The 24056-nt window shown below is 66.5% G+C and carries 24 protein-coding genes; 10 read left to right on the forward strand and 14 right to left on the reverse strand.

What is annotated here, in order from left to right; all coding sequences use genetic code 11:
- The first annotated feature begins 16 nt into the window (after positions 1-16).
- On the forward strand, positions 17-259 hold the full coding sequence (locus tag IFT55_RS13510) for a hypothetical protein (RefSeq protein ID WP_192092900.1): 243 nt from the start codon (positions 17-19) through the stop codon (positions 257-259).
- 10 nt (positions 260-269) lie between these two features.
- Here IFT55_RS13510 and IFT55_RS13515 read toward each other — a convergent pair whose 3' ends face one another.
- Entirely contained in the window at positions 270-1070 is an 801-nt protein-coding gene (locus tag IFT55_RS13515; protein WP_249403819.1) for an IclR family transcriptional regulator, read from the reverse strand.
- On the reverse strand, positions 1067-1963 hold the full coding sequence (locus IFT55_RS13520) for an ROK family protein (protein ID WP_192092862.1): 897 nt from the start codon (positions 1961-1963) through the stop codon (positions 1067-1069). Before IFT55_RS13520 ends, IFT55_RS13515 begins: the two co-directional genes overlap by 4 nt.
- A gap of 156 nt (positions 1964-2119) precedes the next feature.
- On the opposite strand from IFT55_RS13520, the gene IFT55_RS13525 reads away from it, so the two are divergent.
- Complete coding sequence (locus IFT55_RS13525; protein ID WP_192092863.1) at positions 2120-3148, forward strand: LacI family DNA-binding transcriptional regulator; 1029 nt, start codon at positions 2120-2122, stop codon at positions 3146-3148.
- A 13-nt stretch (positions 3149-3161) separates the two neighbouring features.
- On the opposite strand, the gene IFT55_RS13530 is transcribed toward IFT55_RS13525, so the two are convergent.
- Positions 3162-4958 carry an aminopeptidase P family protein gene (locus IFT55_RS13530; protein WP_192092864.1) on the reverse strand — a complete coding sequence of 599 codons (1797 nt, stop codon included), beginning with the start codon at positions 4956-4958 and terminating at the stop codon, positions 3162-3164.
- A 327-nt stretch (positions 4959-5285) separates the two neighbouring features.
- Between IFT55_RS13530 and IFT55_RS13535 the strand changes: the two genes are divergently transcribed.
- Entirely contained in the window at positions 5286-7343 is a 2058-nt protein-coding gene (locus tag IFT55_RS13535; RefSeq protein WP_192092865.1) for a S9 family peptidase, read from the forward strand.
- Positions 7344-7352: 9 nt separating this feature from the next.
- On the opposite strand, the gene IFT55_RS13540 is transcribed toward IFT55_RS13535, so the two are convergent.
- The 6 genes from IFT55_RS13540 to IFT55_RS13565 all read right to left on the reverse strand — a co-directional run bounded on the left by IFT55_RS13540 (position 7353) and on the right by IFT55_RS13565 (position 11986).
- A complete protein-coding gene (locus IFT55_RS13540) occupies positions 7353-8411 on the reverse strand; it encodes a 5-(carboxyamino)imidazole ribonucleotide synthase (protein ID WP_192092866.1) in 1059 nt (352 codons plus the stop codon).
- Positions 8408-8893, reverse strand: a complete 486-nt coding sequence (purE, locus tag IFT55_RS13545; RefSeq protein WP_192092867.1) for a 5-(carboxyamino)imidazole ribonucleotide mutase — start codon at positions 8891-8893, stop codon at positions 8408-8410. The genes IFT55_RS13540 and purE overlap by 4 nt, the downstream gene beginning before the upstream one ends.
- 219 nt (positions 8894-9112) lie before the next feature.
- Entirely contained in the window at positions 9113-9799 is a 687-nt protein-coding gene (gene gpmA / locus IFT55_RS13550; protein WP_192092868.1) for a 2,3-diphosphoglycerate-dependent phosphoglycerate mutase, read from the reverse strand.
- 8 nt (positions 9800-9807) lie between these two features.
- Positions 9808-10275, reverse strand: a complete 468-nt coding sequence (locus tag IFT55_RS13555) for a GNAT family N-acetyltransferase (protein ID WP_342029315.1) — start codon at positions 10273-10275, stop codon at positions 9808-9810.
- Positions 10272-11384 carry a M14 family metallopeptidase gene (locus IFT55_RS13560; protein ID WP_192092869.1) on the reverse strand — a complete coding sequence of 371 codons (1113 nt, stop codon included), beginning with the start codon at positions 11382-11384 and terminating at the stop codon, positions 10272-10274. The genes IFT55_RS13555 and IFT55_RS13560 overlap by 4 nt, the downstream gene beginning before the upstream one ends.
- Positions 11381-11986 carry a DUF4136 domain-containing protein gene (locus IFT55_RS13565; RefSeq protein WP_192092870.1) on the reverse strand — a complete coding sequence of 202 codons (606 nt, stop codon included), beginning with the start codon at positions 11984-11986 and terminating at the stop codon, positions 11381-11383. The genes IFT55_RS13560 and IFT55_RS13565 overlap by 4 nt, the downstream gene beginning before the upstream one ends.
- Positions 11987-12171: 185 nt before the next feature.
- Here IFT55_RS13565 and ykgO point away from each other — a divergent pair, with 185 nt between their 5' ends.
- Entirely contained in the window at positions 12172-12297 is a 126-nt protein-coding gene (gene ykgO / locus IFT55_RS13570; protein WP_055755695.1) for a type B 50S ribosomal protein L36, read from the forward strand.
- A gap of 124 nt (positions 12298-12421) precedes the next feature.
- Here the strand turns inward: ykgO and IFT55_RS13575 are convergent, their stop codons facing one another.
- The 3 genes from IFT55_RS13575 to IFT55_RS13585 all read right to left on the reverse strand — a co-directional run bounded on the left by IFT55_RS13575 (position 12422) and on the right by IFT55_RS13585 (position 15017).
- Positions 12422-12850 carry a hypothetical protein gene (locus tag IFT55_RS13575; protein ID WP_192092871.1) on the reverse strand — a complete coding sequence of 143 codons (429 nt, stop codon included), beginning with the start codon at positions 12848-12850 and terminating at the stop codon, positions 12422-12424.
- A complete protein-coding gene (locus tag IFT55_RS13580) occupies positions 12847-13608 on the reverse strand; it encodes an arginyltransferase (protein ID WP_192092872.1) in 762 nt (253 codons plus the stop codon). Before IFT55_RS13580 ends, IFT55_RS13575 begins: the two co-directional genes overlap by 4 nt.
- 167 nt (positions 13609-13775) lie before the next feature.
- Positions 13776-15017, reverse strand: coding sequence for a threonine ammonia-lyase (locus IFT55_RS13585; RefSeq protein ID WP_192092873.1), 1242 nt, complete (start codon positions 15015-15017; stop codon positions 13776-13778).
- A 210-nt stretch (positions 15018-15227) separates the two neighbouring features.
- Between IFT55_RS13585 and IFT55_RS13590 the strand changes: the two genes are divergently transcribed.
- The 3 genes from IFT55_RS13590 (at position 15228) to IFT55_RS13600 (ending at position 18553) form a co-directional block, all read left to right on the forward strand.
- Positions 15228-16094: an NAD(P)-dependent oxidoreductase gene (locus IFT55_RS13590; protein ID WP_192092874.1), complete on the forward strand. Its 867-nt coding sequence runs from the start codon at positions 15228-15230 to the stop codon at positions 16092-16094.
- Positions 16095-16123: 29 nt separating this feature from the next.
- A complete protein-coding gene (locus tag IFT55_RS13595) occupies positions 16124-17740 on the forward strand; it encodes an amidohydrolase (protein WP_192092897.1) in 1617 nt (538 codons plus the stop codon).
- Positions 17741-17902: 162 nt separating this feature from the next.
- Positions 17903-18553, forward strand: coding sequence for a L,D-transpeptidase family protein (locus tag IFT55_RS13600; RefSeq protein ID WP_192092898.1), 651 nt, complete (start codon positions 17903-17905; stop codon positions 18551-18553).
- A gap of 205 nt (positions 18554-18758) precedes the next feature.
- On the opposite strand, the gene ctrA is transcribed toward IFT55_RS13600, so the two are convergent.
- On the reverse strand, positions 18759-19460 hold the full coding sequence (gene ctrA, locus IFT55_RS13605) for a response regulator transcription factor CtrA (protein ID WP_192092875.1): 702 nt from the start codon (positions 19458-19460) through the stop codon (positions 18759-18761).
- Positions 19461-19556: 96 nt separating this feature from the next.
- Positions 19557-20483 (reverse strand): LysR family transcriptional regulator, encoded by a 927-nt coding sequence (locus IFT55_RS13610; RefSeq protein WP_192092876.1) that lies wholly within the window; start codon positions 20481-20483, stop codon positions 19557-19559.
- A 95-nt stretch (positions 20484-20578) separates the two neighbouring features.
- Here IFT55_RS13610 and IFT55_RS13615 point away from each other — a divergent pair, with 95 nt between their 5' ends.
- The 3 genes from IFT55_RS13615 to IFT55_RS13625 all read left to right on the forward strand — a co-directional run bounded on the left by IFT55_RS13615 (position 20579) and on the right by IFT55_RS13625 (position 24050).
- Positions 20579-21277 carry a pirin family protein gene (locus IFT55_RS13615; protein WP_192092877.1) on the forward strand — a complete coding sequence of 233 codons (699 nt, stop codon included), beginning with the start codon at positions 20579-20581 and terminating at the stop codon, positions 21275-21277.
- Positions 21278-21335: 58 nt separating this feature from the next.
- Positions 21336-21938, forward strand: a complete 603-nt coding sequence (gene wrbA / locus IFT55_RS13620) for an NAD(P)H:quinone oxidoreductase (protein WP_192092878.1) — start codon at positions 21336-21338, stop codon at positions 21936-21938.
- Positions 21939-22211: 273 nt separating this feature from the next.
- A complete protein-coding gene (locus IFT55_RS13625) occupies positions 22212-24050 on the forward strand; it encodes a methyl-accepting chemotaxis protein (RefSeq protein ID WP_249403820.1) in 1839 nt (612 codons plus the stop codon).
- Positions 24051-24056 lie beyond the last annotated feature (6 nt).

Consider the following 24056-nt stretch of genomic DNA (forward strand, 5'->3'; position numbering starts at 1 on the left):
AGCGAAGGATGATGCGATGGCGGACGACGGCAAGGTTCCGATGCAGGCGATGGGCACCAAGTCGGATGCGGCGACGCCCGACGGCACCAACCTGACCGACAAGGACAATGGTCGGGAAGGCGGCGGCGAATCGAACGGTGGCGCCTATCCCAACCCGCATACCGGGTCCGACGATGGCGGTTTCGAAGGCGGACAGAGCCTGCGTGACTATCATGGCGGGCCGGGCGGCGCGGACAACGAAGGGGCCGGAACCGACTGAACGACCGCCGCTATGCCGGGGCGGCAAAACCGACATCGCGGCTGATCGCCAACGCGGTCGCCGCTACTTCCGGACCGATCGCCGCGACCTTGTCGTCGGTCAGATACTGCGCGGCGGTGGCGATGCCGATTGCGGCGACGATCCCGCCCGATACGTCGCGGATCGGCGCTGCGACCGAACGAATGCCGTCATTGCCGGCGCTGTCGTGGATGACATGTCCGCGTGCGGCGTTGGCGCGCATATCGGCGATCCAATACGCGGTCGATGCATCGGTAACCGGCGCACGCGCGGCGAGGCCGTGCAACCGGGCCAGCGCGTCGTCCTTCTCATCGAACAGCAGCGCCTTGCCGATGCCGGTCTGCGCCACCGGGCGTCGGTCGCCGGGCCGCGTCGAGACTTCGAGCCGCTGACGACCCGCCGCGCGGTCGAGATGCAGCGAATGGTCGCCATCGCGGCGGCCGAGGAATACGCACAGACCGGTGTCGGCCGACAATGCTTCCATCCGTGCCCTTGCGACGCGGACGATGTCGATTCGGCGATGCGCGCTGAACCCCAGTTGGAGCAGGGTCGGTCCGAGCGTCAGCAAACCGCGTTCGTGCTGCGCGACATAGCCACGTTCCACCAGCGCCGCCGCCAGCCGATGGGTCGTCGTCCGGCTCAGTCCCAGCGTCCGGGCCAGTTCCGCCACACGCTGCGGTTCGTCGCGCAATGCTTCGACCAGATCGAGACCGCGCATCAGCGTCTGCGTACCGCGCGATGCAGGCGACGGATCGGGTGCCTCTTCGACGTCGGGTTCGACGGGCATGTTCATGCCGCCACGCCGCCGGGCAGCAGCGCGCGTGCCATGACCAGTGTGCCGAGCGGCCCGGCCTGTTCGCCCAGCGCCGCCGGGACGATCTGTTCCCCGATCGTCCCCGCATCGACATAGCGAAGATACCCGCCCAGCGCCGCGACCGTGCGTTCGCGCACCATGTCCAGCACATGCGGTTGCCCCAGACCGACCCCGCCGCCGACGATGATTCGCGCGGGCGACAGCGTCAGGAACAGGGTCGCGAATGCCTCGCCCAGCGCATCGGCCACGTCGCGCCACGCCGGGTCGCCCGCGCCCAGCAGATGCGCCGGACCGCCGCTGCGTGCCGCGATCGCCGGACCGCTCACCAGCCCTTCGAGACAGTCGCCGTGGAAGGGGCATGCCCCCGCAAAGGCGTCATCCGCACGGCGACGCACGCGGATATGCCCCGCTTCGGGATGCATCCGGCCGGTGACGGGGCGACCGCCCGCGATGATTCCCATGCCGACACCCGTGCCGACGGTGACATAGATATAGTCCGACAGCCCCTGTGCCGCGCCCCAGCGCCCTTCGCCCAGCGCCGCGCCGGTCACGTCGGTGTGGAACGCGACCGCGTCGAAGCCGGGCGACAGCGCGCCGACGATGTCCGCGCCGGCCCAGTGCGGCTTGGGCGTGGGCAGCATCGTGCCGTCGTTCACCGCGATCGGCCCGAAGCTGGCAATGCCGATCGCCTGCGGTGCGAACTCGCTGTGCCAAGCCGATAGCTGCCGCGCCAATTCGCCCAGCGTCTCGTCCGGCGTCGTGGTGGGTACGCGATGGCTGGCGAGGATGTCGCGGCCACGCCCGATTACCGCGATCGATTTGGTCCCGCCCAGTTCGACACCCGCGACGATCGGATCCGGCTCCATAAACATCGTACCTCTTCCCCGTTTATCGACTGCATGTGCCGCATATTGGAACATTGCTGCAAGCAGTAGCGCGTATTCGAAGCCACAAAGGTTTGCAAAGCCAACCTGCGGCAATGGATTGGCACTAGGCGGCGGGTAGTTTTGTCAATTACAACCGTATTCATGGAACAGAATGGATATGACGCACCGCGCGTGCGGACGATCGCCGACCTTGCCCGGCTGGCCGGCGTATCGCCTGGCACGGTATCGCGTGCGCTGGCTGGCAAAACGCTGGTGAATCCCGAAACACGCGACCGGATTCAGGCGCTGGCGACCGAACACAGTTTTCGCCCCAACCAGATGGCCAGCCGGCTGCGCACGCAACGTACCGGCGTGATCGGCGTCGTGGTCCCGCTGGGTCATGAACGACGACAGCATTTGTCCGACCCGTTCTTCATGACGATGCTGGGGTTCCTTGCCGACCGGCTGACCGAGGACGGATACGACCTGATGCTGTCGCGGGTCATTCCCGACGCCGCCGACTGGCTGGAGCGGATCGTCGATTCGGGCATGATGGACGGCGTGTTGCTGATCGGGCAATCGGACCAGATCGGGACGATCGAACGGGTCGCACGACGCTATCGCCCGCTGGTCGCATGGGGTAGCAGCAACCTTCCCGGACAGGTGCATGGTGCGGTCGGGTCCGACAATGTCGCCGGCGGACGGCTGGCGGGCGAACGGCTGGTGGCGCGCGGCGCGCGGCGGGTCGCATTCCTCGGCGACGTGCGTGCACCAGAGATCCGCGACCGGTTCGACGGGGTGGCACAGGCGATGGCAGCGGCGGGGCTGTCGCAAACGCCGATCCAGCTCGATACGCCGCTGGCGTCGGACCTGATGGAACGGCAGATCGCGGCGCATCTCGATCAGGTGGCGGGACAGATCGACGGCATCGCCGCCGCATCCGATGTGATCGCGATGACGACGTTGCGCGTTCTCGCCGATCGGGGCATCCGCGTGCCGGACCAGATGGCGGTGGTCGGGTATGACGACCTGCCGATCGCGCTGAGCGCCGTGCCGCGCATCACCACGGTGCGACAGGACATCCGGCGCGGGGCGAACGAGATGGTATCCGCCCTGTTCCGCCGGATTGCGGGAGAGGATGCGCCATCGGTGACGATGGCGCCGACGCTGGTCGAACGGGATTCGGGATAAGGCGCGGGAGCGCTTACCCCAGCGGTGCGCATTTCGCCGCGACCCACGCCGCCGTCTCGATATCGAGCAGCGGCGCCAGCAGCGCGGCGACCTTCGCATGATAGCCGTCGACCCATGCCCGTTCGGTGTCCGTGAGCAGGTCGGCGACGATCAGCGACCGTTCGATCGGGACGAACGTCAGCGTTTCGAACCCCAGCATCGCACGATCGGCTCCGGCAATCGCGCGATCGATCACCAGCACCAGATTTTCGATGCGGATGCCGTACTCCCCCGCCTTGTAATAGCCCGGCTCGTTCGACAGCATCATGCCCGCGCGCAGCGGCTCCAGCGGCCCGCCGCCCGGATAGTCGGGCGCGCCGATCCGCTGTGGCCCTTCGTGCACCGACAGGTACGAACCGATGCCGTGACCGGTGCCGTGCGCGTAATCGAGGCCTGCTTCCCATAGCGGGCGGCGCGCGAAGCCGTCGATATGGCCGCCCAGCGTGCCGTCGGGAAAGACTGCGCTGTCGATCGCGATATGACCTTTCAGCACGCGGGTGAAGCGGTCGCGCATCTCCGGCGTGACGGTGCCGACCGGCATTACGCGGGTGATGTCGGTGGTGCCGTCGCGATACTGTCCGCCCGAATCGATCAGGTAGAGTTGGCCGGGGCGGATCGCCGCGTCGCTGTCGACCGTCGCCTTGTAATGCGGGCTGGCGGCATGCGCGCCGGTCGCCGAAATCGTGTCGAACGACAGGTCGAGCAGCAGTCCGGTTTCCTCGCGGAACGCCGCCAGCCGGTCGGATGCCGACAATTCGGTCAGCGTGCCCGACGGTGCGGTTTCCTCGAACCATTTGAGGAAGCGGACCATCGCCACGCCGTCGCGCGCCTGCGCGGCCCGGTGGCCGGCGATCTCGGCGGGATTCTTCAGCGCCTTTGCCAATATGGTCGGGTCGCGTTCCGCCACGATCGTCGCGCCGCCCGCCGCCAGCGCGGCGTGGATCGCGGCGACGGCACGGTCGGGATCGGCGGCGACGCGCCGGCCCGCGAATCGCCCGAGCGCGGGGGCGAATTCCTCCATCGCGCGGACGGTCACCGCGTTGCCCAGATGGCGGCGAACGCCCTTGCCAATCTTGCCCGGCGCGGCGAACAGCTCGGCTGTGCCGTCGGCATGGACGATCGCATAGCCCAGTCCGACCGGGGTATGCGCGACGTCGGTGCCACGGATGTTGAACGTCCACGCGACCGAATCGAGCGCCGACAGGACGACCGCGTCGGCGCGGCGTCCTGTCAGCCATTCGCCGATCACCGCCCGCTTTTCGGCCGACGAACGCCCGGCCAGTGCATCGTGCTGCGCGATCATCGGCGCAGGCGACGGGGCGGGGCGATCGGCCCACAGCGCATCGATCGGGTTGGCATCGACTGCGACCAGCGATGCGCCGGTCGCCGTCAGTGCGGCCTGCGTCGCCGCGACCCAGCCAGTGGTGGCCAGCCACGGGTCGTATCCGATGCGGTCGCCGGCCGTCGCATGGTCGGCCAGCCACTCGTGTATCGCGGTGTCAGGCACCTGGACGAACTGCCAGTCGGCGGCATCGACCTGTTCGCGCACCTGCAACGTGTATCGCCCGTCGGTGAACATCGCGGCGACATCGCGCAGCACCACCGCGTTGCCCGCCGAACCGACGAACCCGGTCAGCCATTCGAGCCGCCGGGCATAGGCCCCGACATATTCGCTCATATGCTCGTCGGTCAGCGGCACGACGAAGCCGGTCAGGTCCAGCGTGGACAGATGGGCACGAAGGGCGGCGAGGCGGTCGGTGTGGATCGTCATGCAGGGTCGTTATCAGGTGGGGCGGGGTGGTAGAAGATCGGTTTTCACTTGCGGGCGATCGCCGGGTGGCGCGGCGGGCCGAAGTGAGAAGGATGCGAAACGCCGGTTCACGCAGAGGCGCGAAAGCGCGGAGGCGTTGGGTTCGACGTTCTGTTTCGCGTTGCGGAAACCCTATTTGCAGTGACAGGCAGGTGTGAGCGGCCGCTCGCGCAGCGGGACGTGCCCGACGGTTTGCTCTCTCCGCGCCGTCGCGCCTTCGCCTGAACCTGTTTTCTTCCGGGCCCGACGGCTCGACTTCCGCCACCGGCCGTCCCACATGGGCGGCCTATGACGCATCCCATCCCGCCGATCGCCGAGCAGCGCCCCTTCACCTACGAACGCCACGGGGTCGCGATCGACGATCCATGGGCCTGGTTGCGCGATCCGGGATATCCGACCGTCGAGGATGCGGACGTGCTCGCCTATCTCGAAGCGGAGAATGCGTATTTCGAGGCGGTGATGGCGCCGCATCAGCCATTGATCGATACGCTGTTCGCGGAGATGCGCGGACGGATCAAGGAAGACGATGCGACCGTGCCGCAACGCGACGGCGACTGGTGGTACTGGTCCGATCACGAAACCGGCGGCGAATATCGTCGCTGGTGGCGCCGGCCGGTCGCGGGCGGCGCGGACGAACTGATCCTCGACGAACCCGCTCTGGCGGAGGGCAAGGAATATTTCCGGCTGGGCGCGTTGTCGGTCAGCCCCGACGGGCGGCTGCTGGCCTACGCGATCGACGACGATGGCGGTGAGCGGTTCGAGGCGCGGGTCAAGGATCTGACGACCGGCGAACTGCTGGCCGACGTCATCCCCGGCACGCTGTCCGAACTGGTGTGGACCGCTGATTCGGGCGCGTTCCTCTATGGTCTCGCGAACGAGCAGTGGCGGACCGACAATGCGCGGCTGCACCGCATCGGCACCCCGGTCGATCAGGATATCGAACTCTACCATGAGGCCGACGAGGGCTGGCGCGTATCGGTGGCCGAAACCCAGTCGCGCCGTTTCCTCGTCATCGCGGCGGGCGATCACGTCACCAGCGAGGTGCGGCTGATCCCCGCCGACGACCCCACCGCCGAACCGATCCTCGTTCGCGCGCGGCAGGAACATGTCGAATATGATGTGGAGGAGCATGACGGTACGCTGTTCATCCACACCAACGACACGCACCCGAATTTCCGGCTGGCGACCGCATCGCTCGACGCGCCGGGCGAATGGCACGAACATATCGCCGCCGATCCGCATTTCTACATGACCGGCGTCGCGACCTTCGCCGGGTTCTTCGTGGTCGAGGGGCGACTGAACGGTCTCGATCAGGTCCGGCTGCACGACTATGCGGGCGGGGAGGGGCGGACGATCGCGTTTCCCGAAGGCAGCTATGTCGTCGGGCTGGGCGACAATCCCGAATATGACGTCGATACGCTGCGGCTCGGCTATGAATCGATGGTCACGCCCGGCACCGTCTATGATTACGACGTGGCCGGCGGCGGGCTGACGGTGCGCAAGGTGCAGACGATCCCGTCGGGCTACGATCCTGCGAAATATGCGACCGAGCGGCTGGAGATCACCGCACGCGACGGGACGGCGATCCCGTGTTCGGTGGTGTATCCGAACGACTTTCCGCGCGACGGGACCGGCAAGCTGTACCTCTATTCCTATGGTGCCTACGGCTATGCCGTGCCGCCGGGCTTTTCGACCAGCCGCATGTCGTTCCTCGACCGGGGCATGGCGTTCGCGATCGCGCATATCCGGGGCGGCGACGATCTGGGCCAGCAATGGTATCTGGACGGAAAGCTCGAAAAGCGGACCAATACGTTCAACGACTTCGTCGACGTGGCGAAGGGGCTGATCGACCTCGGCTTCACCGATCGCGGTCGCATCGCCATTGCCGGCGGATCGGCGGGCGGCGAACTGATGGGCGCCGTGATGAACTCCGATCCCGACCTGTGGGGCGCGGTGGTGGCCAGCGTGCCGTTCGTCGACGTTCTCAATACGATGCTGGACGACACCCTGCCGCTGACCCCCGGCGAATGGCCCGAATGGGGCAATCCGATCGAGGACAAGGCGGCGTTCGACCTGATCCGGTCCTATTCCCCCTATGACAACGTCACTGCACAGGACTATCCGCCGGTCTTCATCTCAGGCGGCCTGAACGATCCCCGCGTAACCTATTGGGAACCGGCGAAATGGGCGGCGCGGTTGCGCGCGACGAAGACGGATCGCAACATGCTGCTGCTCAAGACCAATATGGGCGCGGGTCATGGCGGCAAATCGGGGCGGTGGGAAAGCCTGAAGGAAGCCGCCGAGGAGATGGCGTTCGTCCTGTGGCAACTGGGTGTCGAGGGATAGGCGGCGGCGCTACCGCTTCACCCGCGTGACATGGCCCATCTTGCGACCGGGCCGCGCTTCTCGCTTGCCATAGAGGTGCAGGTGGGCGTGCGGTTCGGCGATCAGCGTCGGCCAATGGTCGACATCGTCGCCGATCAGGTTGGTCATCGTGACCCCGCCGGCCGTCAGCGCGATGCTGCCCAGCGGCAGGCCGGCGATGGCGCGGACATGATTCTCGAACTGCGAAGTTTCCGCGCCTTCGATCGTCCAGTGTCCCGAATTATGGACGCGCGGGGCCATTTCGTTGAACACCGCGCCGTCCGGGCCGCAGAAGAATTCCAGCGTCAGCACGCCGACATGGTCGAGCGCATCGGCGACCTTGGCCGCCAACGCCTCCGCCTCCGCGCGCCACGGTTCGAGCTGCGTGGCGGGAACGGTGGACGTGTCGAGGATACCGTCCTTGTGCACATTGGCGGGCGGGGGATAGCGGACCTGCGCCCCGTCGACGCCGCGCGCGAGGACGATCGAGAACTCGGCCTCGAAATCGACGAACGCTTCGAGGATCGCCGGGCCGCCGCCGATCGCGTCCCATGCAGCGTCGGCATCGGCCGCCGACATCAGCCGCGCCTGTCCCTTGCCGTCATAGCCGAAGCGCGTGGTCTTGAGCACCGCAGGACAGCCGACGGTGGCGATGGCGGCATCGAGCGCGGCACGGTCGGCGACTTCCGCCCAGCGCGCGGGGCGCCCGCCCAGCGCCTCGACGAAGCGCTTTTCGTTCACGCGGTCCTGCGCGATCTCCAGCGAACGGGGCGAGGGGCGCACCTTGTCGCCCAGCGCCGCGATCGGCGCGGCGGCGATATTCTCGAATTCATAGGTTACGATATCGACCTGTGCCGCGAACGCGGTCAGCGCGGCGATATCGTCATACGCGCCACGGCTGTGGGTGAAGGCGACGTCGTTCGCCGGCCCGGTCTCGGGCGCGTAGACATGGATGCGATAGCCGAGTTGCGCCGCCGCCATCCCGATCATCCGGCCGAGCTGACCCGACCCGATGATGCCGATGGTCGATCCGGGCGGCAGCGCGGTCATCGCGGATCGACCGCAACGGCATCGGTCTGCGCAGTGCGCCACGCATCCAACCGCGCGGCCAACGCATCGTCGGTCAGCGCAAGGATCGAGGCGGACAACAGAGCGGCGTTGATCGCGCCGGCCTTGCCGATCGCCAGCGTGCCGACAGGGACGCCGCCGGGCATCTGCACGATCGAGAGCAGGCTATCCATGCCCTTGAGCGCATGCGATTCGACCGGCACGCCCAGCACCGGCAGGCGGGTCATCGACGCCACCATGCCCGGCAGATGCGCCGCGCCGCCCGCGCCCGCGATCACGACCTTCAGCCCGCGCCCGACCGCACCGGTGGCATATTCGACCAGCCGTGCAGGGGTGCGATGTGCCGAAACGACTTTCGTTTCATGCGGAACGTCCAGCGCGGCGAGCGTGTCGGCGGCGTGGCGCATCGTCTCCCAGTCCGAAGTGCTGCCCATGATGATGCCGACCAGCGGTGCGTCGTCCATGATACGTCCGGTTCGCGAAGGGAAGCGCGCTGCTTAGGGATGGCAGGGGGCAGCGTCCAGCGTGAAGTTCCTCCCCGGAAAGGAGGAACTTCAGCATGTCGAATGACGACGAACGGCTCGTGCCGAGTACGGACTGAACGTAGCCGAAGATCCGTATCGAAGCATCGATGGCTACTTGGGAGAGACGGCCGTACGGTTGATGTTCCGATGAATTACGGCTTACCGCTCGCTCAGATAATAACGGTCGAGCGGCGTCAGATCGTCGTTCAGTTCGTAGACGATCGGTTGGCCGGTGGGGATTTCCAGCCCCGTGATCTCGTCGTCGGGAATGTTCGACAGATGCTTTACCAGCGCGCGAAGCGAATTGCCGTGGGCGGAGATCAGGACGCGCTTGCCGGCCTTCAGTTCGGGGACGATGCGCGTTTCCCAATAGGGCAGGACGCGGTCGATCGTGTCCTTCAGGCTTTCGGTCTGCGGGATGGCGATGCCGGCATAGCGGCGGTCGGCGGACAGGTCCCACACGCTGTCGGCGGCGGGAAGCGGCGGCGGCACGTCGAAGCTGCGGCGCCAGATCTTGACCTGCGCATCGCCGTGCAGCGCCGCCGTCTCCGCCTTGTCGAGACCGGTCAGCCCGCCATAATGCCGCTCGTTCAGCCGCCAGTCCTTTTCGACCGGCAGCCACAGCCGCCCCATCGCTTCCAGCGCGAGATTGAGCGTCTTGATCGCGCGGGTCTGGAAGCTGGTGAAACAGATGTCGAAGTCGTGGCCCTTGGTCGCGAGCAGTTCACCTGCCGCCTGCGCTTCCGCGATCCCCTTGTCGGTCAGTTCGACGTCCCACCAGCCGGTGAAACGGTTTTCGAGATTCCACGCCGACTGGCCGTGGCGGATGAGGACGAGCGTGGGCATGGAATCTCCTAGAGCGGCAGGGTCAGGAAGCGGTTGTGCGGGCTAGGTCGATACTCGGCAAACGGGCCGCGATCGACGAACCCGGCGCTGCGATAGAGCGATACTGCCGGTGCATGCAACGCGGCCGTGCCGGTTTCGAGATCGATCCGGTTCAGACCCAGACGCCGTCCTTCCGCCAGGACATGCGCCAGCAGCGCGCGACCGACTCCGGTGTTGCCGGCAGCGGACGTGGCGCGCATCGATTTCAGTTCGCCCGATCCATCGGCGTGCCGTTTCAGCGCCACGAACCCGACCAGTTCTTCGCCACGCCACGCGGTCCAGAAGGTGACGTCGGGCTGCGACAGCCCGGTGGCGTCCAGAGCGAACGCAAATGCCGCCATATGTCCGCGCAGTTCGGTAAGGTGATGGGCGAGCAGATCCGCGACGTGCGGCGCGGACGGATCGTCGACGCGGATCGTGATCGCCGCGTGGCTCACAGGTCGAACCCGGCCAGCACCTCCAGCCAGCTATGCGCCAGCCGCTTCGACCGTTCGGGCGACCAGCCATATTCGGCGTCGGGATTGGGATCGTGATCCTTGAACGGCATTTCCAGCGTCATCGCCACCGCGCCGAAGCGGTTCGCGACCTGATTGGTCGACATCGACAGGTTGGCCTGTCCGGGGGCCGATACCGGGTAGCCGAGCTTCGTCTGGAATTCGGGCGTCGCTTCCTCCCACCGGCGGGCGAAGTCGGCAAAGCGCGCGCCCTGTTCGTCGGTCCAGTTGGGGATGCCTTCGTATCCGGCGATGAAGTTGGCCGGAATCGCTTCGTCGCCATGCACGTCGATCGCGATGGTCACGCCGGTTTGGTCCATCCGGTCGCGCACGCACAGCACTTCGGGGCTGCGCTCCGGCGTCGGGGCGTGCCATTCGCGATTGAGGTTCACCCCCGCCGCGTTGGTGCGCAGGTGCCCGCGAAACGACCCGTCGGGGTTCATGTTGGGGATGCAGTGAAAGGTGCAGCGTTCGCGCAGGCCGGCGACGACGGGATCGGATGCGTCGGTCAGCCGCTCCAGCAACCCTTCCATGAACCATTCGCACATCGATTCGCCGGGATGCTGGCGGGCATAGGCCCACACCTGCACCGGCCCGGTGCCGAGCGTCAGATAGTCGATCGCACGCCCGTCGAGGCTTTGCCCCAGTTCGCGGTGCGCGACGCCCGGCGCGGCGGCGATGCGCGCCACCATCGCGTCATGGCGGTCTAGCGTGTAGGGCGCGAAATAGGCGAACCATGCCATGTCGGTGTCGAACGTCGCGACGAAGGTCAGAACGCCGTCTTCATACGAGGTGTCGACCTGTCGCCATGCCTGCCGGTCCGTGCTCATCCGCGCGCGATAGCCGGGCCAGCCGAACGCATAGGCCGCGCCGCCCGCATTGACGATGCGCAGCGTCAGCGTCCGCCCCCGCGCCCCGGCGACGCGGAAGTGGAACCATTGATAGAAGTCGGACTCGCGATCCTTGACGATTTCGAGGTCGACCACGTCGCCTTGGATGGCGACGACCCGGATGTTGCCGCTGTCGAACGCGGCGTTGATGACGATGCTCATCGCACCGTCGTAGTGATTCCCGACTCGCCTGGGAAGTTGCGGAACATCGCATTGGCCAGACGATCGGCCTGAAACACCGGTTGCGCGCCCGGCGTGTTCTCCAGCGAATCGGTGATGGCGCGGCCTTCCCAGATGGTGGTGCCATCGCTGCGCCGGCGGATCTGCACCGCCAGTTCCGATCCGACGACCTCGCGCTGGCCACCGCCCAGGCCGAAGCCGAGCCCGCCGCCGAGGCCCAGTCCACCGCGATAGCCGCCACCGCCACCCGCACCGATGCCGATCGATACCGGCGGACGCTTTTCAACGAAGCCGCGCGACGCACGGGTGAAGGCGACGGCGACGATCAGGTCGGACGGTGTGGCGGAGCGGCGGAAGCCGATCTTTTCCAGTTCGCGCGCGACCGCGCTGCCATAGGTCTGGAATTCCGGGCTGACGGTGACGTTCGTCGACAGCGGCTCGATCGAGAAGCTGGCGGGGGCGATCGGTTCGCCCAGATGAAAGCGCGTCACATCGACCGGGCGGATGCGCGTGCCCGTCGTTGCGCAGCCCGAAGTCGCGACCGTCGTGAAAGCGGCCAGAGCGATGCCGATCGTCTTGTTCATACCATTCGTCCCGTTCGTACCACGTGTCATGGTCTTCAACGTCCGTAACCGCCCGACGGGTTCATTGCGATGGCGTTTCGGTCGCGAATCGGTGTCGGACCTTGACGGCGCGGTCGGGCGGGGATAGGCGGGCGCCTCTTTTCCGGCCGTGCGAGCGGCCCTTTTGCCGTTTGAGAGCCTTTCCCATGAAGATCGTCAATTCGCTGAAGTCGCTCAAGGATCGTCACCGGGACAATCGCGTGATCCGTCGTCGTGGGCGCATTTACGTCATCAACAAGACCAACCGCCGCTTCAAGGCCCGCCAGGGCTGAAGGCGGCCTGTCCTGCCGCTGGTAATGGCGCGCAGGGCATTTTGGTAGTCACAGGGCGTCCGGTCATCGCGATCGGGCGCTTTTTGGCGTTTGGACGGCGTGGACTGCTCACGCTGCGTCCGCGTCAGATAGACCGGTCGGGCGCGGCTTTCGGCAAGGTCGGTGCGGTGCAGGCGATGACGACGCGCAGCCGGTCCGCGTCGACGATGAGTTTGCTCGCCCGACCGATCGGGCGACCGAGCAGATCGGCCTGTAGCACGGGCGGCAGCGACCGGACCGGCACGTTGGGGCGCGAGACGATCTGGCCGACGAATCGCTTCTCGGCCTTGTAACGCTGCGCGAGGCGGAGCGCGTCGCCACATGTGCGGAACTTGCGGGTGTCGGTCGTGAAGATGTTGGCAGCCGCCTTGCGTTCGAGCGGAGACAGGCGCGGCGGCAACTGGACCGACATCTGTAACAGCGTACATCGCCGGGTATCCGGGCCGAGCGGGCGGGGATCGGCCTGGGTCTGAACCACGGCCAGCAGCAGCGCGACGGAAACCGCCAGCATCATGCCGGTTCGACCACCGGCGCCACAGTATCGGCGAACAGCGACCAGCCGGAGGGCCCGAGGACTTCGAGCGGCTGGAAGCGTGTCTTGTACAGCATGCGCGGCGACCCCTGTACCCAATAGCCGAGATAGACGTGCGGCAGCCCGGCGGCGCGGGCGCGGCGGATATGGTCGAGAATGATGAAGGTGCCCAACCCGTCGCGGGCGTCGGCATCGGTCGCGAAGAAGCTGTAGACCATCGACAGTCCGTCGGCCTGTTCGTCGGTGATGCACGCGCCGACCAGCCGGCCCGGATTACCGTCGATGGAGGGTTCGCGATATTCCACTATCCACGAGGTGACGGGCGAATGTTCGACCATGTCGGCGAAGTCGCTTTCGTCCATCCGCGTCATGCCGCCGCCCGGATGACGCGCCGCCAGATAGCCGCGCAGCAGACGGAATTGTTCGTCGGTCGCCCATGGCTTGCACATCCGGATTTCCAGATCGCCATGGCGACGCAACAGCTTTCGCTGGGTCGCATTGGGGGAGAAGCCGCCTGCGACGACCCGGACCGACACGCAGGCGCTGCACCCGACGCAACTGGGGCGATAGGCGACCGACTGGCTGCGGCGGAAACCGATCCGGCCCAGCGCGTCGTTCAGTTCATCGGCGTTCGGACCGTTCAGTTCGGTGAACACCTTCCGCTCCTGCCGCCCCGGCAGATAGGGGCAGGGGGCGGGAGAGGTGACGAAGAAACGGGGGAAACGGAACGGCGCGGTCACCGGGTGCTCCTTCGGTCGGGCGGCCCCGTTTCGGGGTAGCCTGCCGCGTTATGCCGCCGCCGTACGCCTGTGAAAAGGCGGTTAACCACGAATGTCGTCCGCCCGCCGCGACCGATCCCGAACGGGACGGTTCGCGGTGGCGTTCACCATCATTTGCAGATCGCGCTTCAGGCCAGTTCGACCGGGCTGACCTCGTACCCGCCGCCGCGCAGACCATCGATCAACCGGTCGAGATGCGCCCGGTCGCGGGTTTCGCATTCGATGTCGGTGATGAGGCCCTTGGCCGGCAGCGTCGTGAAGACACGCTGATGATACACTTCGATGATGTTGACGCCATGTTCGTGAAAGATCTTGGCGACGTGGAACAGCGCACCCGGACGGTCCTGCAACCGGATGCGCAGCCGCGCCAGCCGGCCTGATCGGGCAAGGTCGCGCAACAGCACGTTGGCCAGCAGCCGCGTGTCGATATTGCCGCCGCACAGCACGATGCCGACGGTCCGCCCCTTGAACCGTGTGCCATGTCCCAGCAGCGCGGCAAGGCCGGCGGCACCGGCACCTTCGACTACGGTCTTTTCGATCTGGACCAGCAGGCTGACCGCTTCCTCAAGCTGGCGTTCGCTGACCAGCACGATGTCGTCGACCAGCGCGGCCACGACCTGTGCCGTCAGGCCGCCGGGCTGCTTGACCGCGATTCCCTCCGCCAGCGTATCGCCCGCGCAGTCGAGGTCGGTGCCGTGCAGCCGGTTGTACATCGACGGGAACAGTTCGGCCTGTACCCCGACCACCTCGATCTCGCGGCCCGACGCACGCGCGACGGTCGCCATGCCGCTGATGAGGCCGCCGCCGCCGATCGGCACGACCAGCGTATCGATGTCCGGCACGTCCTCCAGCATTTCCAGTGCGACGGTGCCCTGACCGGCCATGATCCGTGCGTCGTCGAACGGATGGACGAACGTCAGCCCCTGTTCGGCCTCCAGCAGGCGCGCATGGGCATAGGCGGCGTCGAACGTCTCTCCCTCCAATACCACGGTCGCGCCATGGCTCTGCGTCTGCATCACCTTCACGGTCGGAGTCGGACGCGGCATCACGATCGTGACCGGTACGCCCAGCCGGTTGCCGTGATAGGCCAGCCCCTGTGCGTGATTGCCCGCCGACGCCGCGATCACGCCCTTGGCACGCGTCGCTTCATCCAGTTGCAGCAGCGTGTTGAGCGCGCCGCGTTCCTTGTAGGCGGCGGTGAACTGGAGATTTTCGAATTTGAGATAGACGGTCGCGCCGGTCAGCTCGGACAGCGTGCGGCTAATCAGCGTCGGCGTACGGACGATCGATCCGCCGATCCGCATCGCCGCCTGACGCACATCGTCGACGGAAACGGGCAGGGCGGGCGGAGCGATCGGGTTGGTAGCCATCGCGGGCGACTAGCGGATTTGCGCGGACAGTGAAAGGCGACGCTGGAAGCAGGACCGGGCGCGCTCGCGCTACCGACGTTCCATTCCGACGCGCGGCTGGCGGGCAGGCGGTCGCGAACGTCCCGTACGCGCCGGGTAGCGTTGGACAAGCATCGCGACAGTCCCGTAAAGGCCCTTCCGCACGACGGTGTCGTTCCCTACACCCCCCGCATGGCACATATCGCATTCATCGGCACCGGCGTCATGGGCGCGCCCATGGCCGGACATCTGGTCGCCGCCGGCCATTCGGTCGTCGTGTTCAATCGTACGCGCGCCAAGGCGCAGGCGTGGGCGGAGCGGTGCGGCGGCAGCGTCGCCGACACCCCGGCACAGGCGGCGCAGGGGGCCGACGCGGTGCTGGCATGCGTGGGCAACGACGACGACCTGCGGCAGGTGACGTTGGGCAACGACGGCGCGTTCGCGGCGATGCGCGAGGGCGCGGTGTTCGCCGATCACACGACGGTATCGGCGGCGATCGCGCGCGAACTGGCGGAGGCCGGTGCAGCGCGCGGGCTGCTGGTGGTCGATGCCCCGGTTTCGGGTGGACAGGCGGGCGCGGAAAAGGGCGCGCTGTCGATCATGTGCGGCGGGACCGACGCGGCGTTCGCCGCCGCCGAACCGGTGATGCAGGCCTATGCCGCCCGGATCGTGCATGTCGGCGCGGCGGGCGCGGGACAGACGACTAAGATGGTCAACCAGATCTGTATCGCCGGGGTGCTGGGGGGGCTGTCCGAAGCGTTGCGGTTCGCGCAGGCCGCCGATCTCGATCTCGACAAGGTGCTGGACGCGGTGTCGGGCGGCGCGGCGCAAAGCTGGCAGATGGTCAATCGCTGGCCCAGCATGGCGCAGGACAGCTTCGATTTCGGCTTCGCGGTCGATTGGATGCGCAAGGATCTGGGGCTGGCGCTGGACGAGGCGCGACGCAACGGATCGACGCTGGCGGTGACGGCGCTGGTCGATCAATTCTATGCGCAGGTGCAGGCGATGGGCGGCGGGCGACAGGATACCAGCGCGCTGGTGCGGAGGATCGCGAAGTGAGGCGGTGGTGGCTGGCGGGCGTCGCGCTGATGGCGGCGCAGGCCGCGCATGCCGACGGTCTGGTCGACAATGTCGCGGGCGTCGCGCTGGACGCACAAGGGCGCGTGGTGCGGTTCACCGGTATCCTGATCGATGGCGAGGGCAAGGTCGTCCGGTTGCTGGCGAAGGGGGACAAGCCGCCGCGCAAGCTGGACTGGCGCACCGACATGGCCGGACGCGTGGTGATGCCCGGAATGGTCGATGCGCACGGGCATGTCATGGCGCTGGGCTTTCGCGGGCTGGAACTGAACCTTGCGAAGACGCGCTCGCTGGCCGACGCGCAGGAGGCGATCCGCGCCTATGCCCGCGCCAACGCCAATCGCCAGTGGATCACCGGCGGCGGATGGAATCAGGAGGCGTGGGCGCTGGGCCGCTTCCCGACGAGTGCAGAACTGGATGCGGCAGTCGGCGACAAGCCGGTGCTGCTGGAACGCGCCGACGGCCATGCCGTATGGGCCAATAGTGCCGCGATGAAGGCGGCGGGCATTACGGCGAAGAGCGTGTCGCCTGCCGGCGGGCGGATCGAATTGCTGCCGAACGGTCAGCCGAGCGGCGTGTTCGTCGATTCGGCGGCATCGCTGTTCGAAAAGGGGGTGCCCAAACCATCGCCGCGCGAACGCAATGCCGCGTTCCTGAAGGCGCAGGATACGCTGCTGTCGAACGGCATCACCGCGACCGCCGATATGGGCGTGTCGGTGGACGACTGGCTGGTCTATCGCCGGATGGGCGATATCGGGCAGTTGCGCGTACGGATCATGGGCTATGCCGCCGGGTTGGAACCCGCGCTGGCGATCGCCGGCAACGGTCCTACCGGGTGGCTGTATGGCGACCGGCTGCGGCTGGGCGGGGTGAAGCTGTATGCCGACGGCGCGCTGGGATCGCGCGGCGCGTGGCTGAAGGAGCCCTATGCCGACGCCGCCGGACAGCGCGGATTGTCGTTCATCGGCGACACGACGCTGCTGAACCTGATGAGCCGGGGCACGATGGACGGGTTCCAGTTCGCGATCCACGCGATCGGCGACCGCGCCAACCGTCAGGTGCTGGACGCGATCGACGAGATGGCGTCGTCGTTCAAGGGCGGCGACCGGCGTTGGCGGATCGAACATGCGCAGGTGATCGACCCCGCCGATCTGCCACGGCTGGGCCGCAACGGTATCGTCGCATCGATGCAGCCGACGCACGCGACGGGCGACCGGACGATGGCGGAGGCACGGCTGGGGCCGGCGCGGCTGACCGGTGCCTATGCATGGGCGACCGTGTTGAAGGACGGCGGGCGGCTGGCGTTCGGTTCGGACTATCCGGTCGAGGACCCCAATCCGTTCGTCGGCTGGGCAGCGGCATTCACGCGTGAGGATGGGCAGGGTCAGCCACCGGGCGGATGGCGGCCCGAGGAGCGGGTGACGCGCGAACAGGCGTGGAAGGCGTTCACCGCCGATGCGGCCTATGCCGGGTTCGCAGACGACCGGTTCGGTGCGCTGTTGCCGGGCAAGCGCGCGGATTTCATCGTGGTCGATCGCGATCCGGTGACCGCCACCCCTGCCGAGTTGCGTACGACGCGGGTGATCGAGACGTGGGTCGGCGGGTACAAGGCGTGGCCGCAGAAGTGACGTGGCCGCCGAAGTAACAGGGTCGTCGAAGTAACAGGGCCGCAGACGTGACAATGTTGCCGTCCCGGCATGGCACGTGCCGAAACGGCCGCGTGTAGCGCGCGGTTTCCTGCGCTATGGCCTGCGCCCATGCGAAGCCGATGGCGAACCGGGTTGGGAATTATGTTGTTGCTCGGCGTGGTCGGGGCGACGGGGGCCGGGGCGATGCTGTTGGTCGGCGCGGGGCCGGTCGACGCTCCCGCCGCGCCGCCGAACCGTGCGGCGGCGACGGCCTTGCCGGTCATCCGCGTCACGCCCGTGCCGGTTTCCAGCACCCGCGCCGCGCCCGTGCCCGTCCCGGAACCGGCGGGAATGGTCGTACGCCGCGTGCTGCCGATCGAGGGGCCGTTCACGCATGGCCGCTGGGTCTGGGACGAACAGGGCGCGCCGGCATCGGGACCACTGGTCATCACCATCGATCTGGATGCGCAGGTGCTGTCGGTATTCCGCGACGGTTACGAGATCGGCGCGGCGGTGGTGCTGTACGGGGCGGACTGGAAACCGACGCCGCTGGGGGTGTTGACGATTACCGAGAAGGACGCTGACCACGTCAGCAACCTGTACGACGCACCGATGCCGTACATGCTGCGGCTGACCGACGACGGTATCTCGATCCATGGCAGCGACGTGCAGCCGGGGGCGGCGACGCATGGCTGTATCGGCGTACCGGTCGCGTTCGCGCGAAAGCTGTTCGCGGTGACGAAGCGCGGCGATCGCGTCGTCGTCACCAACGGCGAACGGTTGAAGCTCGGCGGTCGCATCACCGCCGGTTAGGACGGGTCGACATTCAGTGCGATGGCGCACCTGCCGCCTGCACGACGGTCACCCCGGGCATGTTGCGGGGAATACCGTGCGGCAATCGTTGGCGGTCGAGCCTTGTTCGGCATCGTTGGCGGTCAGGTGGACCCCGGAACAGGTCCGGGGTGACGAGAGAAGGCCGGTTTTCGCTGATGTCGACCGGCCCTGAAACGGTCCGCGATCAGGCGACCGCTGCGTCGACCATTTCGTCCGCTTCGCGCAGCACATAGCCGCGGCCCCAGACGGTTTCGATGTAGTTTTCGCCCTCGCATGCGAGGCTGAGCTTCTTGCGCAGCTTGCAGATGAAGACGTCGATGATCTTCAGTTCGGGTTCGTCCATGCCGCCATACAGGTGGTTGAGGAACATTTCCTTGGTCAGCGTGGTGCCCTTGCGCAGCGAGAGCAGCTCCAGCATCGCATATTCCTTGCCGGTCAGGTGGACACGGCTGCCGCCGACCTCGACCGTCTTGGCATCGAGGTTCACCGCCAGCTTGCCGGTGCGGATGACCGATTGCGAATGCCCCTTCGACCGGCGGACCACGGCGTGGATGCGCGCGACCAATTCTTCGCGGTGGAACGGTTTGGTCACGTAATCGTCCGCGCCGAAGCCGAACGAGCGGACCTTGGAGTCCATTTCGTTGACGCCCGACAGGATCAGCACCGGCGTCTGCACCCGTGCGACGCGCAGTTTTTTCAACACGTCATAGCCGTGCATATCGGGAAGATTGAGGTCGAGCAGGATGATGTCGTAATCGTACAGCTTACCCAGATCGAGGCCTTCCTCGCCCAGATCGGTCGTGTAGATATTAAAGCCTTCGGTCGTCAGCATCAGTTCGATCGCCTTGGCGGTCGTCGGCTCGTCTTCGATCAGCAACACGCGCATCCGCAAGTCCCCCGTTTCGCACAACGCTTCCCCGGTCCGGTGCGCTCACGAAAACATTAACCTAAACAGATTTGAAGGCGAAAGGTTAATTTTTGGTCAAGTGGAACCGGATTCATCAACCATTCGTACGGTACGGTCGTTTTTGAACCTTCGAGCGAGGAAATCGATCAACGCTTCCACCCGCGCCGGGCGCAGCGGGCTGGGCGGGGTGAGCAGGTGGAGCGCGATGTCGTCGTTGCACCAGTCGACCAGCACGGGTTCCAGCGTCCCTGCCGCGATGCCCGCGTCGACGATGAACCCGGGCAGGCGGGCGACGCCCACGCCGCGTTCCAGCGCCGGGATCATCGCTTCCCCGTTATTCGCCGTTAATGGACCGGCGGGCCGAACCGCGACCTCTTCGTTGCCCCGCCGGAAATGCCACACGCGGCTCGCGATGTTGCTGTATGCGAAACACGCGTGACCGGCGAGGTCGGCGGGATGTTGCGGCCGACCATGCGCGTCCCAATAAGCTGGGGAGGCGACGACGCGGATCGTCACCGGCGCGACCCGGCGGGCGCGCAGCGAACTGTCGGGCAGGTCGGCGACGCGCAGCGCCACGTCGATCCCGTCGGCAACGATGTCGACCTTCGCATCGGACAGGATGAAGTCGATTTCCACCCCCGGATACGCCAGCAGGAAGTCGGCGACGGCGGGGGCGACATGCGCGATGCCGAACGACATCGGCGCGGCAAGCCGGACAAGGCCGGTCGGCGCGACCGCCGCATCGCGCGCCTGTTCCTCGGCCGCCTGCGCCTCCGCAAGGATGCGTGCCGCACGTTCGGACAGGGTCCGCCCGGCATCGGTCAGCGTCAGGCGGCGCGAGGTGCGATGAAACAGCGTGGTACTTAACGACTGTTCCAGCCGCGCCACCGCCTTCGATATCGTCGCCTTCGACACGCCGATCGACGCGGCGGCCGCGCTGAACGAACGATGTTCGACCACGCAGGCGAACATCGCCCATGCTTCGAAGTCGGGCAGGCGCATCGTATAGTCTCCTGCGGAAACGATCGGTTTCCTACGTTTCCATTTACGCGTTGATCGCGCAGCCTATCTTGGGGGTCAAGCAAGGAGACCATGTCATGATCGACAAACGCGACTTCGCAACCCTCGGCCACGCCGATCACGGCTGGCTGAACGCCCGCCATCATTTCAGCTTCGCGAGCTATCACGATCCGGCACGGATGAGCTGGGGCGCGATCCGGGTATGGAATGACGACGAGATCGCCGCCAATTCGGGATTTCCGCCGCATCCGCACAAGGACATGGAAATCATCACCTATGTCCGCTCCGGCGCGATCACCCATCAGGATTCGCTGGGCAACAAGGGCCGCACCGTCGCTGGCGACGTGCAGGTGATGAGTGCCGGCACCGGCGTGCGCCATGCCGAATATAATCTGGAACCGGAGACGACCCGGATCTTCCAGATCTGGATCGAGCCTCGGCAAAAGGGCGGTGCGCCGTCCTGGGGGGCCAAACCGTTCCCGAAGGATGAGCGTTCGGGCCGGTTCACCGTGCTGGCCAGCGGGTTCGACGACGATGGCGACGCGCTGCGCATCCGGGCGGAGGCCCGGGTGCTGGGCGTCACGCTGAAGGCGGGCGAGAGCGTGGAACATAGCGTCGGTCCGGGGCGTCACGCCTATCTGGTTCCCGCGACCGGTGCGATCACCGTCGACGGCGTCGCGGTCGAGGCACGCGACGGCGCGGCACTGTCCGGCGGGCAGACGGTGACGATCACTGCGACCGCGGATGCGGAGATCGTTCTGGTCGACGCGGAATGACGTTCGATCCCCCCGCCGACGTCGGCGGGGGGAATTTTTTGGATTGAAGGAGCGCGATATGGCGAAGGTTCTGGTACTATATTATTCTTCCTACGGGCATATCGCGAAGATGGCCGACGCCATGGCCGAAGGGGTCCGGCAGGGCGGCGGCGAAGCCGATGTGCGGCGCGTACGTGAAACCGCGCCCGACGACGTGGCGAAATCCGCGGGCTTCGTGGTGAACGAAAATCACGCGCTGCTGACCGATCCCAACGAACTGACCAATTACGACGCGATCATCGTCGGCACCGGCACGCGCTATGGCCGGATGAGCAGCCAGATGGCGGCGTTCTGGGACACGACCGGCGGCGTGTGGGCGAAGGGCGGACTGGTCGGCAAGGTCGGCGGTGCGTTCACTTCGACCGCGACCCAGCATGGCGGACAGGAAACCACGCTGTTTTCGATCATCACCAATCTGATGCATCATGGGATGACCATCGTCGGACTGGATTACGCCTATGAAGGCCATACCGGGCTGGACGCGGTGAACGGCAGCACGCCGTACGGCGCATCGACCATCGCAGGCGGCGACGGCAGCCGTCAGCCGACCGAGATCGAGCTGGGCGGCGCGCGTCATCAGGGCAAGCGGATCGCCGAACTGGCCGCGAAGCTGTCTGTCTGAACCGGTGGGGGCGGCGGTTCGTGCCGCCCCCGCGTGACTGGCCCGGCCGACCGGATACGACGGGGGCCGCGGCATGCGTTCGCCCCGGTCGACGGAAAGTCGGCGAATAAAAATACCGTCGTCGTCACCGGCACCCCGATCGACTTCCCTATCATGCACAAGAGGCGGATCGATCCGATCACATTCGGATCGTTCGCAAATAGTGGCGTGACGACAGGCGTTCAGCGCCGTCGCGAAACGGGGGAGTACCCAATGAACATGCGAAACTGGTCGATGTCGACCAAAATGATCGCAGCCTTCGCGGTCAACATGGCGATCGTCATCGCAATGATGGCGGCGGTGTGGAACAGTTCCGCGACCGTTCAGGCGACGACCGAGCGGTCCTCGCACGCGCAGGACATCTATTCCCAGACCGTCAGCTTCGAAATGGCGGCCCAGCGGATGAATTCGCAGGTGCGCGGCTATGTCATCACCAGCGACGAATCCTATGCGGGCTTCTACAAGGAAGCGAACACGCAGATGGCCGATGCGCTGGCCGCGATCGACGCGCAGATCGATGCGCCCGCCGATCAGGCGCTGGTCGACGAGACGCACGCGCTGCTTCGCGCGTGGCAGCCATCATGGGCGACGCGCCTGATGAAATTGGGCGACGAGCGCCGCAACGAGGAAGCGATGGCGATCATCCGCGCCGACGTGAAGGCGCAGCTATTGTCCCCCGTGCTGGCGCCGTTGCGCAAGTTGCGCACGCGCCAGACCGAGGCACTGGAGCAATATCGGGCCGAACAGGCGGCTGCCTTCGCGAACAGCCGGCGTGCGACGTTGGTCGGCACCCTGTTGCTCGCTATTTCGGTGATCGGGCTGTGCATCCTGCTGACGCGCGCGATCGGCAAGCCGATCACCGAATTGACGGGGGTCATGCAACCGCTGTCCGCCGGGAATTTCTCGGTCACGGTGCCTGGCACCGATCGTGAAGACGAGGTCGGTCGGATGGCGAAGGCGGTGGCGGTGTTCCGCGAAAACGGCATCGCAAAGAATGCGGCCGATCAGGCCAAGGCAAAGGCCGACGCCGACCAGAAGATGGTCGTCGACACCGTGTCGGCTCATCTGTCGGACCTGTCGAACGGCGACCTGACGGCGGCGATCGACGAGGCATTCCCGCCCGAATATGACGGGCTGAAGCGTAATTTCAACGAAGCGCTGGGACGGCTGCGCGACCTGATCGGCGCGGTGTCCGAAAGCGCGTCGTCGATCCGCACCGGGTCGGGCGAGATTGCGCAGGCATCGGAGGATCTGGCACGTCGCACCGAAAGCAACGCTGCCTCGCTGGAGGAAACCGCCGCGTCGGTGACGCAGATGGATGGCCGGTTGAAGGCGTCGGTCGGGGCGGCATCGCGCACGGTGCAGAGCGCGGATCGGGCGATCGCCACGATCGGCGGCGGTCGCGCCATGGCGGACGAGGCGGTGCAGGCGATGGGCCGCGTGTCGGAATGCGCCAAGGGCATCGACACGGTGATCGAGGGGCTGGACAAGATCGCGTTCCAGACCCGTGTGTTGGCAATGAATGCGGCGGTCGAGGCAGGTCGGGCTGGCGATGCCGGGCGCGGCTTTGCGGTCGTCGCCGATCTGGTATCGGCACTGGCGATGCGCGCCGAAGAAGAAGCCAAGCGCGCGCGCGATCAGTTGACCATGACGCAGTCGGAGGTCGTGATCGCGGTGGACGCCGTGACGAAGGTCGACGACGCGTTCGGTAATATTTCGGGCGATGTTGCGCAGGTTCACGAATTGCTGGCGACGATGGCATCGGACAACCAGGCACAATCGGCGGCGATCACCGAGATTTCGACCGCGATCGGGACGATGGACCAGTCGACGCAGCAGAATGCGGCGATGGTCGAACAGACCTCCGCCGCCGCGCGCAATCTTGCCAGCGAAGTCGGCAACCTCGCCGATCAGGCCGCGCGGTTCAGGACCAGCGATGCAGCCGGAAACCGCAAACCGGACTATGCCAAGCGCGATGCCTATATCGTGCCACAGCAGGGGCGCCCCGCGGTCGCTAGAGCGTTTTTCAGCCGAGCTGAATCATCAGGGATTCACACGGTGACGGTTTTCTGATTCACG

Source organism: Sphingomonas sp. CFBP 13720, from assembly GCF_014842075.1.
Classification (GTDB): domain Bacteria; phylum Pseudomonadota; class Alphaproteobacteria; order Sphingomonadales; family Sphingomonadaceae; genus Sphingomonas.

Excerpts from the sequence above, each read along its gene's own strand:
- IFT55_RS13625 (WP_249403820.1), top strand. The coding sequence starts at position 22,212 with ATGTCGACCAAAATGATCGCAGCCTTCGCGGTCAACATGGCGATCGTC.
- IFT55_RS13510 (WP_192092900.1), top strand. The coding sequence starts at position 17 with ATGGCGGACGACGGCAAGGTTCCGATGCAGGCGATGGGCACCAAGTCG.
- IFT55_RS13590 (WP_192092874.1), top strand. The coding sequence starts at position 15,228 with ATGGCACATATCGCATTCATCGGCACCGGCGTCATGGGCGCGCCCATG.
- IFT55_RS13595 (WP_192092897.1), top strand. The coding sequence starts at position 16,124 with ATGGCGGCGCAGGCCGCGCATGCCGACGGTCTGGTCGACAATGTCGCG.
- IFT55_RS13515 (WP_249403819.1), bottom strand. The coding sequence starts at position 1,070 with ATGAACATGCCCGTCGAACCCGACGTCGAAGAGGCACCCGATCCGTCG.
- IFT55_RS13560 (WP_192092869.1), bottom strand. The coding sequence starts at position 11,384 with ATGAGCATCGTCATCAACGCCGCGTTCGACAGCGGCAACATCCGGGTC.
- purE (WP_192092867.1), bottom strand. The coding sequence starts at position 8,893 with ATGGACGACGCACCGCTGGTCGGCATCATCATGGGCAGCACTTCGGAC.
- gpmA (WP_192092868.1), bottom strand. The coding sequence starts at position 9,799 with ATGCCCACGCTCGTCCTCATCCGCCACGGCCAGTCGGCGTGGAATCTC.
- IFT55_RS13530 (WP_192092864.1), bottom strand. The coding sequence starts at position 4,958 with ATGACGATCCACACCGACCGCCTCGCCGCCCTTCGTGCCCATCTGTCC.
- ykgO (WP_055755695.1), top strand. The coding sequence starts at position 12,172 with ATGAAGATCGTCAATTCGCTGAAGTCGCTCAAGGATCGTCACCGGGAC.
- IFT55_RS13565 (WP_192092870.1), bottom strand. The coding sequence starts at position 11,986 with ATGAACAAGACGATCGGCATCGCTCTGGCCGCTTTCACGACGGTCGCG.
- wrbA (WP_192092878.1), top strand. The coding sequence starts at position 21,336 with ATGGCGAAGGTTCTGGTACTATATTATTCTTCCTACGGGCATATCGCG.
- ctrA (WP_192092875.1), bottom strand. The coding sequence starts at position 19,460 with ATGCGCGTGTTGCTGATCGAAGACGAGCCGACGACCGCCAAGGCGATC.
- IFT55_RS13615 (WP_192092877.1), top strand. The coding sequence starts at position 20,579 with ATGATCGACAAACGCGACTTCGCAACCCTCGGCCACGCCGATCACGGC.
- IFT55_RS13520 (WP_192092862.1), bottom strand. The coding sequence starts at position 1,963 with ATGTTTATGGAGCCGGATCCGATCGTCGCGGGTGTCGAACTGGGCGGG.
- IFT55_RS13525 (WP_192092863.1), top strand. The coding sequence starts at position 2,120 with ATGGAACAGAATGGATATGACGCACCGCGCGTGCGGACGATCGCCGAC.
- IFT55_RS13535 (WP_192092865.1), top strand. The coding sequence starts at position 5,286 with ATGACGCATCCCATCCCGCCGATCGCCGAGCAGCGCCCCTTCACCTAC.
- IFT55_RS13540 (WP_192092866.1), bottom strand. The coding sequence starts at position 8,411 with ATGACCGCGCTGCCGCCCGGATCGACCATCGGCATCATCGGGTCGGGT.
- IFT55_RS13600 (WP_192092898.1), top strand. The coding sequence starts at position 17,903 with ATGTTGTTGCTCGGCGTGGTCGGGGCGACGGGGGCCGGGGCGATGCTG.
- IFT55_RS13610 (WP_192092876.1), bottom strand. The coding sequence starts at position 20,483 with ATGCGCCTGCCCGACTTCGAAGCATGGGCGATGTTCGCCTGCGTGGTC.
- IFT55_RS13585 (WP_192092873.1), bottom strand. The coding sequence starts at position 15,017 with ATGGCTACCAACCCGATCGCTCCGCCCGCCCTGCCCGTTTCCGTCGAC.
- IFT55_RS13575 (WP_192092871.1), bottom strand. The coding sequence starts at position 12,850 with ATGATGCTGGCGGTTTCCGTCGCGCTGCTGCTGGCCGTGGTTCAGACC.